The organism is Sphingopyxis sp. Geo48, from assembly GCF_949769155.1.
Lineage (GTDB): Bacteria > Pseudomonadota > Alphaproteobacteria > Sphingomonadales > Sphingomonadaceae > Sphingopyxis.
In genome coordinates this window covers 914362-931071 of the sequence record NZ_CATKPA010000002.1, presented here as the reverse complement: position 1 = coordinate 931071, position 16710 = coordinate 914362, and the positions used below count along the sequence as shown (strand labels likewise).

General features: G+C 64.3%; 15 protein-coding genes. 4 read left to right on the top strand and 11 right to left on the bottom strand.

Annotation, left to right across the window (positions count from 1 at the left end):
* Nucleotides 1–25: 25 nt before the first annotated feature.
* Nucleotides 26–1270, top strand: a complete 1245-nt coding sequence (locus QOL79_RS11230; RefSeq protein ID WP_283419633.1) for a M24 family metallopeptidase — start codon at nucleotides 26–28, stop codon at nucleotides 1268–1270.
* Here QOL79_RS11230 and QOL79_RS11225 read toward each other — a convergent pair.
* On the bottom strand, nucleotides 1267–2073 hold the full coding sequence (locus QOL79_RS11225; RefSeq protein ID WP_283419632.1) for a lipid II flippase Amj family protein: 807 nt from the start codon (nucleotides 2071–2073) through the stop codon (nucleotides 1267–1269). The two genes, QOL79_RS11230 and QOL79_RS11225, sit on opposite strands and share 4 nt — an antisense overlap.
* 133 nt (nucleotides 2074–2206) lie before the next feature.
* Complete coding sequence (locus tag QOL79_RS11220) at nucleotides 2207–3385, bottom strand: vWA domain-containing protein (RefSeq protein WP_058454148.1); 1179 nt, start codon at nucleotides 3383–3385, stop codon at nucleotides 2207–2209.
* Between the two features lie 485 nt (nucleotides 3386–3870).
* On the opposite strand from QOL79_RS11220, the gene QOL79_RS11215 reads away from it, so the two are divergent.
* A complete protein-coding gene (locus QOL79_RS11215) occupies nucleotides 3871–5268 on the top strand; it encodes a methyl-accepting chemotaxis protein (protein WP_283419631.1) in 1398 nt (465 codons plus the stop codon).
* Here the strand turns inward: QOL79_RS11215 and QOL79_RS11210 are convergent.
* The 9 genes from QOL79_RS11210 to QOL79_RS11170 all read right to left on the bottom strand — a co-directional run bounded on the left by QOL79_RS11210 (nucleotide 5259) and on the right by QOL79_RS11170 (nucleotide 14554).
* Nucleotides 5259–5684 (bottom strand): GFA family protein, encoded by a 426-nt coding sequence (locus QOL79_RS11210; RefSeq protein ID WP_058453952.1) that lies wholly within the window; start codon nucleotides 5682–5684, stop codon nucleotides 5259–5261. The two genes, QOL79_RS11215 and QOL79_RS11210, sit on opposite strands and share 10 nt — an antisense overlap.
* A complete protein-coding gene (locus QOL79_RS11205; RefSeq protein WP_058453951.1) occupies nucleotides 5684–6529 on the bottom strand; it encodes an AAA family ATPase in 846 nt (281 codons plus the stop codon). The genes QOL79_RS11210 and QOL79_RS11205 overlap by 1 nt, the downstream gene beginning before the upstream one ends.
* A 95-nt stretch (nucleotides 6530–6624) precedes the next feature.
* Entirely contained in the window at nucleotides 6625–7296 is a 672-nt protein-coding gene (locus tag QOL79_RS11200; protein ID WP_204994148.1) for a DUF6975 family protein, read from the bottom strand.
* A 266-nt stretch (nucleotides 7297–7562) separates the two neighbouring features.
* Nucleotides 7563–7859, bottom strand: coding sequence for a PspC domain-containing protein (locus tag QOL79_RS11195; protein ID WP_283419630.1), 297 nt, complete (start codon nucleotides 7857–7859; stop codon nucleotides 7563–7565).
* A gap of 344 nt (nucleotides 7860–8203) precedes the next feature.
* Complete coding sequence (locus QOL79_RS11190) at nucleotides 8204–8971, bottom strand: glycosyltransferase family 25 protein (protein WP_058453948.1); 768 nt, start codon at nucleotides 8969–8971, stop codon at nucleotides 8204–8206.
* A 27-nt stretch (nucleotides 8972–8998) separates the two neighbouring features.
* Nucleotides 8999–10051, bottom strand: a complete 1053-nt coding sequence (locus QOL79_RS11185) for a glycosyltransferase family protein (RefSeq protein WP_283419629.1) — start codon at nucleotides 10049–10051, stop codon at nucleotides 8999–9001.
* Nucleotides 10052–10103: 52 nt separating this feature from the next.
* A complete protein-coding gene (rpoD, locus tag QOL79_RS11180) occupies nucleotides 10104–12131 on the bottom strand; it encodes an RNA polymerase sigma factor RpoD (RefSeq protein WP_058453946.1) in 2028 nt (675 codons plus the stop codon).
* A gap of 37 nt (nucleotides 12132–12168) precedes the next feature.
* Nucleotides 12169–14046 (bottom strand): DNA primase, encoded by a 1878-nt coding sequence (dnaG, locus tag QOL79_RS11175; protein ID WP_283419628.1) that lies wholly within the window; start codon nucleotides 14044–14046, stop codon nucleotides 12169–12171.
* A 55-nt stretch (nucleotides 14047–14101) separates the two neighbouring features.
* The gene (locus QOL79_RS11170; protein ID WP_058453944.1) at nucleotides 14102–14554 is read right to left on the bottom strand and encodes a GatB/YqeY domain-containing protein; all 453 of its coding nucleotides are present in this window, start codon (nucleotides 14552–14554) and stop codon (nucleotides 14102–14104) included.
* A 131-nt stretch (nucleotides 14555–14685) separates the two neighbouring features.
* Between QOL79_RS11170 and carA the strand changes: the two genes are divergently transcribed.
* Together carA and QOL79_RS11160 are read left to right on the top strand one after the other, a co-directional pair.
* Complete coding sequence (gene carA / locus QOL79_RS11165; protein WP_283419627.1) at nucleotides 14686–15879, top strand: glutamine-hydrolyzing carbamoyl-phosphate synthase small subunit; 1194 nt, start codon at nucleotides 14686–14688, stop codon at nucleotides 15877–15879.
* Between the two features lie 5 nt (nucleotides 15880–15884).
* Nucleotides 15885–16709, top strand: a complete 825-nt coding sequence (locus tag QOL79_RS11160; protein ID WP_283419626.1) for a ribonuclease E inhibitor RraB — start codon at nucleotides 15885–15887, stop codon at nucleotides 16707–16709.
* Nucleotide 16710: the final 1 nt, after the last annotated feature.

Sequence of the window (16710 nt, the reverse complement as noted above, 5' to 3'; positions counted from 1 at the left end):
ATCAAAACCCACAAGGATTCTGACGATGCAGCGCAGGCAATTTCTTGGCACAGCTGCCCTTGGCGGATTGGTCGCAACACTGCCCTTACCCGGCTGGGCTGCCGACACCGCAGGCCTTCCCAACCTTGCCGCAAGGGCCGTCCCGATCGGCAAGGCCGAGCGCATGGCGCGGATCGCCAGGGCGACCGAGTTGATGCGCGCGAACGACATCGGCGCGCTGCTGGTCGAGCCGGGGTCGAGCCTTATCTATTTCACCGGGGTCGAATGGTGGCGGAGCGAGCGGCTGACCGCCGCGGTGCTGACGCGCGAGGGCGAGGTGGCGATCGTCACGCCTTTCTTCGAGGAGCCGTCGGTGCGCGAGAGCCTGGGCATCGAGGCCGAGGTGCTGACCTGGAACGAGGACGAGAATCCGCTCGCCGCCGTCGCCGGATGGCTGGGCAAGCGCGGGCTCGCCAAGGGCCGGATCGGAGTCGAGGAGACGGTGCGCTATTTCGCCGTGGACGGCCTGCAAAGGGCGATGCCGGGCGCGACCGTCGTCAATGGCGCGCCGGTCGTGCGCGGATGCCGGATGCACAAATCGGCGGCCGAGATCGCGCTGATGCAGATCGCCGCCGACATCACCATCGCCGCCTATCGCCACACCGCGCCGCGGATCGAGGCGGGGATGACACCCGCCGACATCGGCGCGATCATGAAGGCCGCGACGCAGGCGCTCGGCGGGCAGAGCGAATTCGAGCTGATCCTGCTCGGCGAGGCGAGCGCCTATCCGCACGGGTCGGGCAAGCCGCAGGCGGTGAAGGATGGCGAGGTCGTGCTGATGGACTGCGGCGCGACGGTGCACGGCTATCAGTCCGATATTTCGCGGACGTTCGTGTACGGCAAGGCGAACGCGCGCCAGCGGCAGGTGTGGGAGCAGATGCGCAAGGGACAGGACGTCGCCTTCGCCGCGGCGAAGCTCGGCACGCCCGCGGGGGCGGTCGACGACGCGGTGCGCGCCTATTACCAGAATCTCGGCTGGGGACCGGGCTACAAGCTGCCCGGCACGTCGCACCGCACCGGTCATGGCATTGGCCTCGACGGGCACGAACCGGTCAACCTGGTCCATGGCGAGATGACGAAGCTGGCGCCGGGGATGTGCTTCTCGAACGAGCCGGGTATCTACATCCCGGGCGAATTCGGCATCCGCCTCGAAGACTGTTTCTACATGACCGACAACGGCCCGAAATGGTTCAGCGAACCGCCGCCTTCGATCGATCGGCCCTTCGGTTAGACGTGGACCGAGACCCACGCGATCAAGGTCGCGGCCGGGATAAGCAGCGCCTGCGCCAGGATCGTGCCCGCGAGGCGGCTCAGCGAGATGAAGGTGATCGCGCGGCGGAAATCGGGCTCGTCGACCTTCCCCTCGACCGCGTCGTCGGTCATTACCGATAGCTGCGGGTCGATGAACGCGAACAGAAGGATGGTCGCGAAGCCGTTGATCAGCGCCGACAGCTGCGAGGCGGTGACGCGGAATTCGGGGGCGAGATAGCCCGCGTAGAGCGAGGCCACGACGCCGACCGCGATCAGCGATTGCGCGAGGCAGTTGGCGATCAGCACGCCCCAGCCGATCCCCTTCGGCATCTTCCACGCTTTCAGGTGCGACAAGCTGGGAATGGTCAGCGATGCGCGGAGGGTACGAAGGCCGCTCGGGCTCATCGCCTTCATCGCGAGCTTAGTCGTCGATCGGTTGTTCTGATACCAGCCGATCGCGGCGGCGAACATGCGCTGGCCCGTGGGGACCAGCAGGATGCCGATAAAGGTCGCGACGCTGGCGGCCGCCAGAACCAGTTGCATGTCGACGAACAGCGAGGCGCCGCTGCCCGCGTGGATGCGCGTTTCGATCCGCTTTGCGAGGAACGGACCCAAAAAGCTGTTCGAGGTGCGCGAGAAGAGCACGAGGATGTTGAACAGCGCGAACGACATCGCGATGCGGCGCGTCCGGACGCCGGCGATGCGCGCGGCATAGGCGAGCGCGCCGATCAGGTTGATGAAGCCGGTCAGCAGCAGGATGGTGACGAGGGGGAGGTCGATCATGGCGGGCCTAATAGGGAGGAAGCGGATGTCTCGTCATCGCGAGCGAAGCGAAGCAATCCAGGGCGGTTTACGCGGGCGCTGGATTGCCACGGCGCTTCGCCGCTCGCAATGACGGAAATGGAGTGGTTGGCGCCTAGTGCTTGCGCGTCAGCTCGCGCATCGCATCGTCGAGCCCGGCGAGGGTCAGCGGGTACATGCGGTCGTTCATCAGCTGTTTGATCAACTTCACCGACTGGGTGTAACCCCAATGCGCCTCGGGTACGGGATTGAGCCACACCGCGGCCGGATAGACATGCGTCATGCGCTGGATCCAGACCGCGCCCGACTCCTCGTTGAAATGTTCGACGCTGCCGCCCGGGTGGGTGATCTCATAAGCGCTCATCGACGCATCGCCGACGAAGATCAGCTTATAGTCGTGGCCATATTTGTGGAGGATGTCCCACATCTGGTGGCGCTCGGACCAGCGGCGCTTGTTGTCCTTCCACACGCCCTCGTACGGGCAGTTGTGGAAGTAGAAGAATTCGAGATTCTTGAACTCGGTCGTCGCGGCGCTGAACAATTCTTCGCAGAGCTTGACGAACGGGTCCATCGACCCCCCGACGTCGAGAAACAGCAGCAGCTTCACCGCGTTGCGCCGTTCGGGCCGCATCCGGATGTCGAGCCAGCCCTGCCGCGCGGTCCCGTCGATCGTGCCCGGAATGTCGAGCTCGTCGGCGGCGCCCTCGCGCGCGAATTTGCGCAGGCGGCGGAGCGCGATCTTGATGTTGCGGGTGCCGAGTTCCTTGGTGTTGTCCAGATTCTGGAACTCGCGCTTCTCCCAGACCTTCAGCGCGCGCTTGTGCTTGCTCTCGCCGCCGATCCGCACACCCTCGGGGTTATAGCCCGAATTGCCATAGGGGCTGGTGCCGCCAGTGCCGATCCACTTGTTGCCGCCCTGATGGCGCTTCTGCTGTTCCTCGAGCCGCTTCTTCAGCGTCTCCATGATCTCGTCCCAGTCGCCCAGGGACTTGATCGCCTCCATCTCCTCGGGGGTGAGGTATTTCTCGGCGACCGCCTTCAGCCATTCCTCGGGCACATCGACGGGGTTCTGGCCGTAATCGGTGAGCAGACCCTTGAAGACCTTGTTGAAGACCTGATCGAAGCGGTCGAGCTGCCCCTCGTCCTTCACATAGATCGAGCGGCTGAGATAATAGAATTGCTCGGGCGTCCGGTCGATCACCTCGCGGTCGAGCGCCTCCAGCAGCAGCAGATGCTCTTTCAGGCTGGCGGGAATGCCCGCGGCCCGAAGTTCGTCGAGAAAGCCCAGAAGCATGAGCGCAGGCGTATCGCGTTCGCGCGGCGCGCGCAATCACTTTACGTGAACGTAAAGCAGATTGCCAAGAGGTGCGGGACGGTTTTGCCAATGACGAGTTTCGACCGAAATAAGCCGTCGCCCCCGCGCAGGCGGGGGCCGCTGTCGGTTTACGCGGCCGCGCAGGAATAGGCGGCTAGCGGCCCCCGCCTGCGCGGGGGCGACGTTGTTGATACGTCCGCTTCCCACCCCAAAGCCGACGCAAATAAAGGCCTTTCCTACATTGTCCGGCCGTGCCAGCCTTCATCCGGCTCTTTCATGTGGTGGATCAACGCGGCAAGGCGGGCGTGAGGCGTTCGGCAATCCCCCGGTCCGAAACGGGCGACGCGCAAGGCTGAACTTTCCTGAACTTTGCCATATCGCGCCGCCGTGGGGGACAGCGTCTTGACCCCGTGTTAACCAATGTTCGGCATAGCTTTGCGATCATTCAGGGACGTGGGTGCGCAATGAAATTCGATCCGATCAATCCGGCCGCGCAATTGCTCGACCAGTCGGTCGCCAGCGACTGCGGCGAGCTTGCCGTCGGTTGCAGCGACGCGGCGGGGCGCATCAAGCGCGCGACCGACCAGATGGAACGCCAGATATCCGAACTCGGCCGACTGGAAGAGTTCGTCGTCAGTCTGGAAAATGACCAGCGCCAGATCGCCGATTCGACCGACGAGGCGAAATTGCTCTCGGCACGCGCGTGCGAACAGCTCGACACCGGCGCCGAACGCGTCAACGCGGCGGTCAGCGAATTTCGCTCGGTCATCGACCTTGTCGCGCGGCTCGGCACCCACGTCACCAATTTTGCGGCGGTGATGGAGCAGGTGCAGCAGGTCAGCCAGTCGATCGAACAGATTGCCAAGACCACCAATATGCTGGCGCTCAACGCCGCGATCGAGGCCGAGCGCGCGGGCGATGCGGGGCGCACCTTTGCGGTCGTCGCGGCCGAGGTGAAGAAGCTCGCGCAGAATACGCGCGGCGCGACCGACGAGATCCGCCGCAGCATCGGCAGCCTCGCCGCCGAGGCGAGCGGGCTCGTCACCGAGATCCAGTCGGGGGTCGAGCAGTCGAGCCGCGCCGAGGCGCAGTTCGAGACGATCACCGAGGCGCTGCACGACGCGACCCACCTTGTCGCATTGCTCGACGATCAGAGCGACCGCATCGCGCAAAGCTCGGCCATGGTCCATGCAAATGGCGCCAAGGTTCGCGAGGCGCTGGACCGCGTCGTCACCTCGGTGCGCGACAACAGCGCAACCCTCGACGGCACGCGCGATTCGATCCTGTCGATGGAGCATGTCTCCAACCGCATGTTCAACGCGGTGATTTCGGCCGGGGTCAGCCCCCAGGATTCGGCGATCGTCGCGCTCGCGGCGAAGGTTCGCGACGAATTCGTCGGCCTTGCCGAACGTGCGATCGAGCGCGGCGAGCTGTCGATGGAGCAGCTGTTCGATAGCAATTATGTGCGCGTGCCGAATTCGAACCCCGAACGCTTTCGCACCACGCTGTGCGACTGGGCGGATGCCAATTGGCGCCCGCTGTTCGACCGCATCGTCGCCGAGCATCCCGAGATCAAGATGTCGTCGGCGGGCGACATGAACGGCTTCCTGCCGACGCACATCACCGAATGCTCGCGCGCGCCGACGGGCGATCTGGAGCATGATACGGCGCACTGCCGCAACGGCCGCATCCTGTATGACGAAACCGACGCGGCGGCGAAGCGCAGCACGGCGCCCTTCTTCATGACGGTCTATCGCCAGGAAGGCGACGGCATCAATTATCTGACCGTGCGCAACGTCTATATGCCCGCGGTGATCAACGGCCGCCGCTGGGGCGACGTCGAGGTCGCCTATCAGCTCTGAGGGCTGGGCGGCGCAGGTGGCTGCGCTGGGAACTGCTCTAGCGCCGGATCGAGGATCGCCCAGTCGGGCGCTTCGCCTGTCCAGATCGCCGCGGTCGGTTTGAGACCGTGCGGCTGGTCGAGCACGCCCAAGCGCACGACGCGCATCTGCGGCCGCGCCGATGACGCGCTGAACATCGGCGTTCCGCACGCGGCGCAATGCGAGCGGGTGAGGGTGTTGCCGCTGTCGGCGACATAGCTGTCGGACGCCGTGATGCCGTCGGTCATAATGGCATCGGTCGGGAAGATCGCATTGTGCGTGGGCCCTCCCGCCGCGATCTTCTGGCAGTGCTGGCACCAGCATTGGCGTACAGCGAGCGGTTCGCCGTCGATGCGGACTTCGACCGCGCCGCACGCGCAGCGGCCGGTATAGACCATCAGGCGCCTTGGCGCCGCGCCATGAAGGCGAGCTTTTCGAACAGCATCACATCCTGCTCGTTCTTGAGCAGCGCGCCGTGGAGCGGCGGGATCGCCTTGCCGACGTCGCGGTTCTGCAGCACCTCGAGCGGCATGTCCTCGGCGAGGAGCAGCTTCAGCCAGTCGATGAGTTCGCTGGTCGAAGGTTTCTTCTTGAGCCCCGGCACGTCGCGGACGTCGTAGAAGATGTCCATCGCGCGGCTGACCAGCGTCTTCTGGATGCCGGGGAAGTGGACCTCGACGATGTCGGCCATCGTGTCGCGGTCGGGGAATTTGATATAGTGGAAGAAACAGCGGCGCAGGAAAGCGTCGGGCAGTTCCTTCTCGTTGTTTGAGGTGATGACGACGATCGGGCGTTCCTTGGCGCTGATCGTCTCGTCGGTCTCGTAGACATGGAAGGCCATGCGATCGAGTTCCTGGAGCAGGTCGTTCGGAAACTCGATGTCGGCCTTGTCGATCTCGTCAATCAAGAGGACGGGGAGTTTGGGCGAGGTGAACGCCTCCCACAGCTTGCCCTTCTTGATATAGTTTCGGATGTCGTGGACGCGCTCTTCGCCGAGCTGGCCGTCGCGCAGGCGCGCAACCGCATCATACTCGTACAGGCCCTGCTGGGCCTTCGTAGTCGACTTGATGTTCCAGGTGATCAGCGGCGCGTCGAAGGCCTTGGCGATTTCCTCGGCCAGCACGGTCTTGCCGGTGCCGGGTTCGCCCTTCACGAGCAACGGGCGGCGCAGCATCGTTGCGGCGTTGACCGCAACCTTCAGGTCGTCGGTGGCGATATAGGCGCTGGTACCTTCGAAACGCATCGGCTCTTTCCCTTAACGTGAACGTCAAGCGAAATGGCACAGCGGCGCAGGGGGCGCAAGCGAATCTCCCCTCCGTCGACACAGGGAGGCGTTGGTCAGCTATGGGCGCGGCTGGCGGCGCGCGCGGCGAGCAGATCCCAAAGGCCGCTATGCTGGGCGATCAGCTGCTGCGCGCCGAACGCTATCGCGCGCTCGACCGCGGGGGTTTCGGCAACCTGCGCCGCGACCCGCGCCGTGTCGCGAAGGTCGGGGAGCGTGCAGCGCGGTACCGTCATCTCGAGCCGCTGCGCGCTGATGTCGAGGAGGACGCGGATCGTGCGCCAGTCGAGCGTCAGCGCGATCGCGGCGCCGATGGCGCAGCCCTGGCGATCCGATTCGGCGAGCATGTCGAGCGCGCGGCGCTGCGCCGCGACGGCGGCTTCGCATTGCGCCTGGCCTTGCGTGCTGGGCACCGGACCGGCGGCGGCAGCGATCTTCGACAGGAAGGCGCGTTCCTGGGCAAAGGCCTGCGCGGCTTCCTCCATCCATTTGCGCGACGCGGGATCGATCGCCTTGCGCGCGGCGCTGTCGACCACGCCCGGATAGCGGCCGTGGAGCAGCCCGATGAAATGGACGGCATCGGCAAGATTGCGCATCGCTTGCGGACCGCTCGACAGCGCCCCGGACCTGATGTGCGGATGCGCGCCGGTGCCCTCGCCGGCGACCAGATTGTCGAGCAGTTCGGCGACGCCGCGCGTTTGCAGCTTGGGCTGGGTCGACTGGCTCAACGCTTGATCCTTGCCTGTGGCGCCGGATCGCTGCCCGACGCGCGTGATTGCAAGACAAGAGCCTTACGCGAACGTCGTAAACGTCCCGTTTATAAGCCAGCTTTCAATTGCATGACGGGCTGTGCCGGATGGGGACAGGATGCACGCAAAGGGACCGGCAAGCACGGGGGAAACTTGCCGGTCCCGGTTGCCATGGCGCACATGGACGCCATGCGTTGCGGGTGCGGACGGGGCGGGGAGAGGGGGGATGCCCGGTCCGTGTCCCGTCAAGCCGCGAGCGCGAACTCCTCGGTCTTTTCTTCGTTGGCGGCCGCGGGTTCAGCCGCGGACTGCACCGGCGTTTCGACCGCCGCCGCCTTGTTCGGGAAGAGCAGGCGCGAGGCGAGGACGATGAAACCGAGCGCGAAATAGGCGGCGAAAGTCTGCACCGGGAAGAAGAAGAGCGGCGCGATGAACGCCAGACGCAGATAGAGCGGGTTGAACCCGAAATCCTGGCCCACGGCCTCGCAGATGCCGAAGAAGGTATCGCGGCGGCGGAAGAGATTGGTGGTTTCGGTCTGCATCGTCTTGTCTTTCCCTTTGGCCGCGGCGGAGGGGGAGCCGCGTTCGTACCGACTACTAAGCAATGCGCATGCCAATTTATGCATTCCCATGTTTTTTCCGCTTTTTCTTGTCCAAGCGGGTCGGTTGGTCCTGCCTCATGGCAAAGCGATTCCCATTTAATGGGGCTGATTACCATTCGGTGGCGCAATGCCTTCCGGTTACACCGGTCCCGCCATTGGCGCTATCTGGGAGCAAAATATGAAAAACCGAAGTCGCGCAGCCGCTAATTGTGCGGTGCAGCATTTCTGGTCACGGTGTGCGCAAGCGTGCGCTGTTGAAAGGGCGTCGACGAAAACGCGCAGCCCTATTGTATGCGCCGCCGCAATCGGCGGCCTAGTGCAATCAGATCGCGAACGAGCGGGATTCGGTCTTTCCAGCCAAGCTCGTGGATGTCGGTGCGCGACGGGCGTTGGTGGCCGAGGAAAGGCTTAGCGATCCAGCTCTCGAACGCGGGATTTTCGCGCCGGAACCAGCTGTAGGCGCCATCGACGTGCATCGGGCCGCCCAGCGGCGAGCCCGCCGGACGGTCGAGCATCGCGCGGAGGTAGGACGCCGCGGCACCGATCGCATCGCCGCGAAAGGCGATGAAATGCGCGCCCATCACCGCTGTTTCGGGGACCAGCCTTTCAATCGGCGTCACCGGTCCGTCGGACGACAGATTGAGCGCGCCGCCGAAAAAGACTGACCAGCCGACCCGATCGAGCGCCTCGCGAACCGCGGGCATAAGCGCGTCGAAATCGCGTTCGAAATCGAGATCGTCTTCGAGGATCAGAACTGCTCGCGCGCCGCTTGCCGCAGCCTCTTCCAGGACGGAGAGGTGGCTGTGGAAGCAGCCGCGCGCGCCGGTCGTGGGGAAATCGGCGGCATCTTCGAAGCGGCTGGCGGCGTGGAATGCGACGCGGTCGTTGCCCGCGATGCCGATGCGCCCCAGTTCATCGAGCATCTCGCGCTGCCGATCGGTCCGGTTCGGCAGGTTGATGATGCGGACGGCGCCGAACAGGTCGAGCAGATGACGTCCGGACGACCCGTCCCGCGTCGTCGCCGGTCCTTGCGAAGCCTGATTGTCCGTCATATGTGTCCGGCTCCCGCGACGTTCAGTCTATGGCCCGACGCGCCGTCGGCCGAGTTCGCCCAGCACAATATGCGCGATCTTGCGGCTGAATGCCGCGTTGCTCATCTGGGTGAGCGCGGTCTCGCGGCCTTGGCGGCCGTATCGCTCGCGCAGCGCGGGATCGTCCGCCAACTGCCGGATCGCGTGCTGCAAGGCTTCCGGCTTACCAAAGGGAACCGCAATGCCGTGCACCCGGTCCTGCAGATAATCGCCGATGACCGGCGCGTCGGAAAAGATATGCGGCCGTTCGAGCAGCATGCCGGCGACCGCGGTGATATGGCCCGCGCCGCGATTTCCGTTGTTGAGGATGATCAGGCTGGCTATCGCATTGCGCATGATCCCGAGGCACTGGTCGAACGGAAGCGTCGGAAATGTCCGTAGTTCGGTGTCCCCGGCCGCTTGCAGGTCGCCGCAACCCACGAACACCCCGCCGATGCCGGTCCCCTGCAATCCGAGCGCGGCTGCCTCGAAATCGCGATTGTTGCGGCCAATCATGGCCACATAAGGCGTGCGAGGAACCAGGGCCGCGACGTCGTCCGCGACGGGCGGCAGGTCGAAGCCCCAAGGTACGACGGAGAACCTTCCCCGATCCATGGTGTGTAGCGCCACGAACTGATCGGCTTCGGGAGTGGAGTGAACGACGATCCTGTCCAGCCGCGCGAAGACCCGGTCGACGATCCGGTCGATCGCGGCGTGGCCTGACCGGAAAGGGCGCCGCGAGAGGTTGAACCCGACCGCGATCAGCAAGGCGCGGCTGCGGAGCAACAGCGCCATGATCGCCATTGCGAAGGCACCCGTATAATCGCTTGCGATAACCGCGTCGAACGAGCGGACATCACGGGTCAGCCACAGCGCGCGCAGCACCTGGCGCGGGCTCGATCCTTCACGAATGACGCGCTGTTCCACCCCGCATCCGCTGTCGGCCAGTAGCGCGCTATAACCCGTCAGCGGATGCCCGACATCGCCGGCATCGCCGATCGAGACGACGAGAATGCGGGAACCGTGGCGCGAATCTCGCGTCGGCGAGGGGGCTTCTGACATGGCAGCGGAACCGCGCGTTCCCCCCATCGTCCGATATCCCCCGGCCTTCGGCTTACTGGTCGAGGAAGCTGCGCATCTTGCGGCTGCGGCTCGGGTGCTTCAGCTTGCGCAGCGCCTTGGCCTCGATCTGGCGGATGCGTTCGCGGGTCACGCTGAACTGCTGGCCGACTTCCTCGAGCGTGTGGTCGGTGTTCATGCCGATACCGAAGCGCATGCGAAGCACGCGCTCCTCACGCGGTGTCAGCGACGCAAGGACGCGGGTCACCGTTTCCTTGAGGTTCGACTGCACCGCGGCGTCGACCGGAATGACGGCGTTCTTGTCCTCGATGAAATCGCCGAGGTGGCTGTCTTCCTCGTCGCCGATCGGCGTTTCGAGGCTGATCGGCTCCTTGGCGATCTTCATCACCTTGCGGACCTTTTCGAGCGGCATCGACAGGCGCTCGGCCATTTCCTCAGGGGTAGGCTCGCGGCCGCTTTCGTGAAGGAACTGGCGGCTGCAGCGGACCAGCTTGTTGATCGTCTCGATCATGTGGACCGGGATGCGGATCGTGCGCGCCTGATCGGCGATCGAGCGGGTGATCGCCTGCCGGATCCACCAGGTCGCATAGGTCGAGAACTTGTAGCCGCGGCGATATTCGAACTTGTCGACCGCCTTCATCAGGCCGATATTGCCTTCCTGAATGAGGTCGAGGAACTGCAGGCCGCGGTTCGTGTACTTCTTCGCGATCGAGATCACGAGACGCAGGTTCGCCTCGACCATCTCCTTCTTGGCGATGCGCGCTTCGCGCTCGCCCTTCTGGACCATGTTCACGACGCGGCGGAATTCGACCAGGCTCATGCCCGCGGCTTGCGCGATTTCGCTGATCTCGACGCGAATGCGGTCGACCGCGCCGGCTTCATTTTCGGCGAAAGCAGCCCATTTCTTGTCGATGCCGCCGACCTGGTCGAGCCAATTCTCTTCGAGCTCGCGCCCGACATAATTGTCGAGGAACGCCTTGCGCGGCACCTTGTGGCGCTCGGCGAGGCGCAGCATCTGGCCGCCCAGCGCGGTCAGGCGCCGGTTGTAGCTGTAGAGCTGGTCGACGAGATATTCGATCTTGGTGCCGTGGAACTGCACGCTCTCGACCTGCGCGGTGAGTTCCTCGCGCAGCTTGTGGTACTTCTTTTCCGACGCCGACGGAAATTCCTCGCCGCCCGACAGCGATTCGAGGCGCGCTTCCTGCAGCTTCTGGAACGCCTTGAAGCTCTTGGTGATGTTCGCGAACTTCTCGAGCGCGTCGGGCTTGAGCAATTCTTCCATCGCCGCGAGGCTCAGCGTGTTGTCCTCGTCGTCCTCCTCGAAGGTCTCGCGCTTGCCCGACGAGCCTTCGCCATCTTCGTCGTCTTCGTCGGCCGAAGGCTCTTCCTCGACCTCATCCTCGTCCTTGAACGAGACGCCGGCGGTCTTTTCGCTGATCTCGCCGTCGTCCTCGGCGCCTTCCTCGTCAAGATTCTCGGGCGCCGGATCCTTCGAGAGCATCGCCTCGAGGTCGACGATCTCGCGCAACTGCATGTCGCCGTTGTTGAGCGCGTTCGACCATTCGATGATCGCGTTGAAGGTGAGGGGGCTTTCGCACAGCCCGAGGATCATCGTGTCGCGGCCCGCCTCGATGCGCTTCGCGATCGCGATTTCGCCCTCGCGGCTGAGCAGCTCGACTGCGCCCATTTCGCGCAGGTACATGCGAACGGGATCGTCGGTGCGATCGACCGTTTCCTTTTTCTTCTCGATGGCGGGTGCGGTCAGCGAACCCGAGTTCGAGGTGACGTCGATATCGTCGTCGGCCTCCTGCTCGGCCTCTTCCTGCACATCTTCGTCGCTCTCGACGATGTTGATGCCCATGTCGCTGATCGCCGACATGATGTCCTCGATCTGCTCGGACGACATCTCGTCCTGCGGCAGCGCCGCATTGAGCTCGTCATAGGTCAGGTAACCGCGCTTCTTGCCGCGCGCGATCAGCTTTTTGACGTCGGCCTCGTTGAGGTCGATCAGCGGGCCGTCGGTGTCGGTATCGGTGTCGGCTGCGGTGTTCTTGGTGGCCATCAATTCTTCCTGCCTTGGGGCATCTGTAAAATGGTCGTCACTGGTTCGTGCTGTCGGACAGCGCGGCCAGGCGGCGGGTCAGTTCCTCATCCATGGCGCGCAGTTTTTGCTGACGCGCCAGGCCTTCGTCGTCCATCGTGCGCTGGAAATCCGCGGTCGCCTCGGCAAGCCGGGCGCGGATTTCGGGCTGGGTGACCAGCACGCCGATATATTCGTCAAGATCACGCAGCGCGATTTCGCGTGCTGCGTCAATCTCTTCGCCTTCGAGCCTGCGATTGAATGAGAAGTGCATTCCGTCGGCTCTGAGCAATGTCATCGCCCTATTATACACTTTCATTGGCTCCAATATGGCAAGCAACCCCTCGCAATCAAGCCCTTCTTGGCCATTTGCGATGTCAAGCATTGCGCGGAGCAGTTCGGCGTCGCCGGAATCGGGGATGGGGAGGCGAAACAGCTCGTCCTCGTGCCGGCGAAGCGCCTCCGGATAGCGGAGCAATCCGCCGAGCAACGCCGCGGCGAGCGGGCCGGCAATCCCGCTCTGGCTGAGTGTGCGCGTCTCCTCGCCAGGCGGCTGAAGGCGGGGGTCGGGCTGGAAGCGGCGGCCGCCGCGCTGGGGTTGCGGAGCCCAGGGGACACGCGGGCCGCGCTCGGGCTGTTTGCGGGCGAACAACGCATCGAGTTTTTCGCGGAACGCCTCGCGATAATGGTGGCGGACGTCGGCGTCCTGAATCGCGTCGGCATGGGCGAGCAGCCGGGTCTTGAGCGCCGCGCGCTCCTCGGGCGTCGCGAGCGGCCCTGCCGCGACTTCGTGCGCCCAGAGCCGTTCAACGAGCGGTTGGGCTTCCTCCAGAATATCGACAAAACCGGCCGATCCGCGCGCCCGGACGAGATCGTCCGGATCCTGCCCCGCGGGCAGGGTCGCGAAGGCGAGGCTGAAGCCCGGACGGAGCAGGGGCAGGGCGCGCATCGCCGCGCGCATCGCCGCCTTTTGCCCCGCGCTGTCGCCGTCGAAGCAGAGTATGGGCACAGGCACCATCCGCCAGATCATCCCGAGCTGGTTCTCGGTGAGCGCGGTGCCGAGCGGCGCGACGGCATCGGCGATCCCCGCCTCGGCGAGCGCGATGACGTCCATATAGCCTTCGACGACGATGATCCGGTTCGTCTGGCGCGACGCGGGGCTTGCCTTGTCGAGATTGTAGAGCGTGCGCCCCTTGTCGAAGAGCGGGGTGTCGGGCGAGTTCAGATATTTGGGCTCGCCGTCGCCGAGGATGCGTCCGCCAAACGCGATGACGCGCCCGCGCGCATCGCGGATCGGGATCATCAGCCGCCCGCGGAAGCGGTCGTAGGGTTCTTTCTCCTCGACCGCGATGAGCATCCCCGATTCGACCAGCATCGCGGTCGGAAATTTCTTGAGCGCTTCCTTCAGCGCCGAGCGGCTGTCGGGGGCAAGGCCGAAGCCGAAAGCCTTGCGCGTTGCCTCCGAAATGCCGCGCTTCGCCAGATAGTCGCGCGCCGGGGCGCCGTTGCTGCTCGCGAGCTGCGCGGTGAACCAGTCGGCCGCGGCCTGTACGACGTCGCGGAGGCTAGCCTGCTCCTCGGCCTTCTTCGCGGCGCGCGGGTCGGCGGCGGGGACTTCCATGCCGGCCTCGGCGGCGAGTTCCTTGACCGCGTCCATGAACGACAGCCCGCGCTGGTCGGTCATCCAGCGGATCGCATCGCCGTGCGCGCTGCAGCCGAAGCAGTGGTAGAAGCCCTTTTCGTCGTTGATCGTGAAGCTGGGGGTCTTTTCGTTATGGAAGGGGCAGCAGGCCTTATGCTCGCGCCCGGCACGCGTGACCTTCACCGTGCGGCCGATGAGGGTCGACAGCGTGATGCGCGAGCGGAGTTCGTCCAGCCATTGCGGGGTGAGGGTCATATCTTCGATATGCCTCTGCCTGCATCCGCCCGCAAGCAGGCGGCGAGCGTGTGTCTCAGGAGAGCGCCGCCTTCACCCACCCGCTCGCCTTGCTCATGTCGAGCTGCGAGCCCAGCCGGTCCTTCACCGCGGCCATCACCTTGCCCATATCCTTCAGGCTCTCGGCGCCCAGCTCGGTCACGATCGCCTTGATCGCCGCCGTCGCCTCGTCATCGCTGAGCTGCGCGGGCAGGAATTCCTCGATCACGACGACCTCGGCCGCCTCGACGTCGGCGAGTTCCGGGCGGCCGCCCTGTTCGTACATGGCGATCGACTCGCGGCGCTGCTTGACCATTTTCTGCAGCACGTCGGTGACGAGCACATCGTCGTCGGCCGGCGCGGTGCCGGTCCTGAGTTCGATGTCCTTGTCCTTGATCTTGGCCAGCATCAGCCGGATGGTGCCCAGACGCGCCTTGTCGCCGGCTTTCATCGCGGCGACCTGCGCAGCCTTGATGTCGTCACGAATCATGCGTGTCCCCATGGCTCACAAATTTCGGAAAGGCCCTCTCTAGCGGCAAGATTCCGAATCCGATAGCTTGTGAATCACTTTTTTGCTTCCTACTTGGTCGGCCGTTTAGCCCCCCGTCCGGAGCATGTTGAATGGCACCAGCCAACCCCTCTGCCGCGCCCAAAACCCCGCCCGCGGGCGCGACTGGCGTTCTTGTCCTTGCCGATGGCACGATCCTGTGGGGCGTGGGCTATGGCGCCAGCGGCGCGGGCGTAGGCGAGATTTGTTTCAACACGGCGATGACCGGCTATCAGGAAATCCTGACTGACCCGAGCTATGCCGGGCAGATCATCACCTTCACCTTTCCGCATATCGGCAATGTCGGCGCGAACCCCGAGGATATGGAGCGCGAAAAGCGCGCCGCGATCGGCTGCATCACGCGCGAGCTGCCGACGCTGCCCAGCAACTTTCGCAGCGTCCAGACGCTGCCCGACTGGATGGCGGCGCAGGGTCTGATCGGGCTCGCGGGTATCGACACGCGCGCGCTGACGCGCCGCATCCGCGACGGCGGCGCGCCGACCGGCGTGGTCGCGCACAGCCCCGAGGGCAAGTTCGACCTCGATAAGCTGCTGATGCTGGCGCAGGGCTGGCCTGGGCTGGAGGGCATGGACCTCGCCAAGACCGTCACGCGCGAGCGGCAGGGCAGCTGGGACGCGGGCGTGTGGCATCTTGGGTCGGGATATGAGGCGTCGGACCACAAGCGCGAGGGCGATCCCGCGCCGCATGTCGTCGCGGTCGATTATGGCGCGAAGGACAATATCTTCCGCAACCTCGTGAAGGCCGGCGCGCGCGTGACCGTGGTGCCCGCGAAGACCAGTCTGGACGAGATCATGGCATTGCGCCCCGCAGGCGTATTCCTGTCGAACGGCCCCGGCGACCCCGCGGCGACGGGCGAATATGCGGTGCCGGTGATCAAGGGGCTGCTCGAGCGGGGCGTCCCGATCTTCGGCATCTGCCTCGGCCACCAGATGCTGGGCATCGCGGCGGGCGCGAAGACGGTGAAGATGCATCAGGGCCACCGCGGCGCGAACCATCCGGTACAGCGCGCAGAAGACGGTGTTGTCGAGATTACCAGCATGAACCACGGCTTCGCGGTCGATGCGGCGACGCTGCCCAAGGGCGTGGTCGAGACGCACAAGAGCCTGTTCGATGGATCGAACTGCGGCATCGCGATCACCGGCAAGAACGCCTTCAGCGTGCAGTACCACCCCGAGGCGAGCCCGGGGCCGCAGGATAGTTTCTATCTGTTCGAGAAGTTTGTGGGTGGATTGGCCAAATCGTCGTGACGGATATGACGATCGCGGGCGATACGGATCGCTGGATGCTGATGGGGCGTCAATCTGCGGACGGATATCCGCTGGTCGTGCGGGCGCGTGTCAAAAATGACTTCATCGTCGATTTTGAGAAGTCAAACGCTGTTTCGGCGGTGATTTGCGATTTGAAGCCGAGTCTCATACAGGAAAATCGGCTTCCAACCCCGACAGGCCTTAGCAATTTGCATGACTTGGAAGACAAAGCGATCGTGGCGCTGTCGTCTTTGCAATCTCACTGCTTTCATACTGCGAGCGTCACTGGCGATGGGCGGCGCGTGCTTTATTTTGCTCACGCCAAGGGCGATGAGGTAGCCGCACTTATTTCGGGCATCGGCTCGGAAATCGCGGACGTCGAAGTCGCGTCCGATTTTGAACTCACGACTTACCGGGAATTTATCACGCCTACGCCGCTCGATATCCAACTCGATGGGGATCAACAGGTGATCGGCGCGCTCGAAGAGAATGGCAATCAAGCCGACGTTCCGAGGAAGGTCGATTTCTGGTTTTATGGCGAACCGCTCAAACTCCAGCTTTTGGAAGCCAAGCTTGAGAAGCTCGGGTTCGAGGTCGATCATTGGCTGAATAACCCAGGCGGGGTCGTTCTGAGCCGCACGATGGGGACTGAAATCAGTACCTTCCACGAACTCACACCGCAGCTGCTCGAATTGGCCGAGGAGAGTGGCGTCGAATATGACGGCTGGGAAACTTTCGCGGCGACACCCGGCAACGCTTCCCCTCATCGCGAACCGCCTGCAAAACCTCGCTCTTTTCTCAATAAACTATTCGGCGCGAAGAAAAACTGAT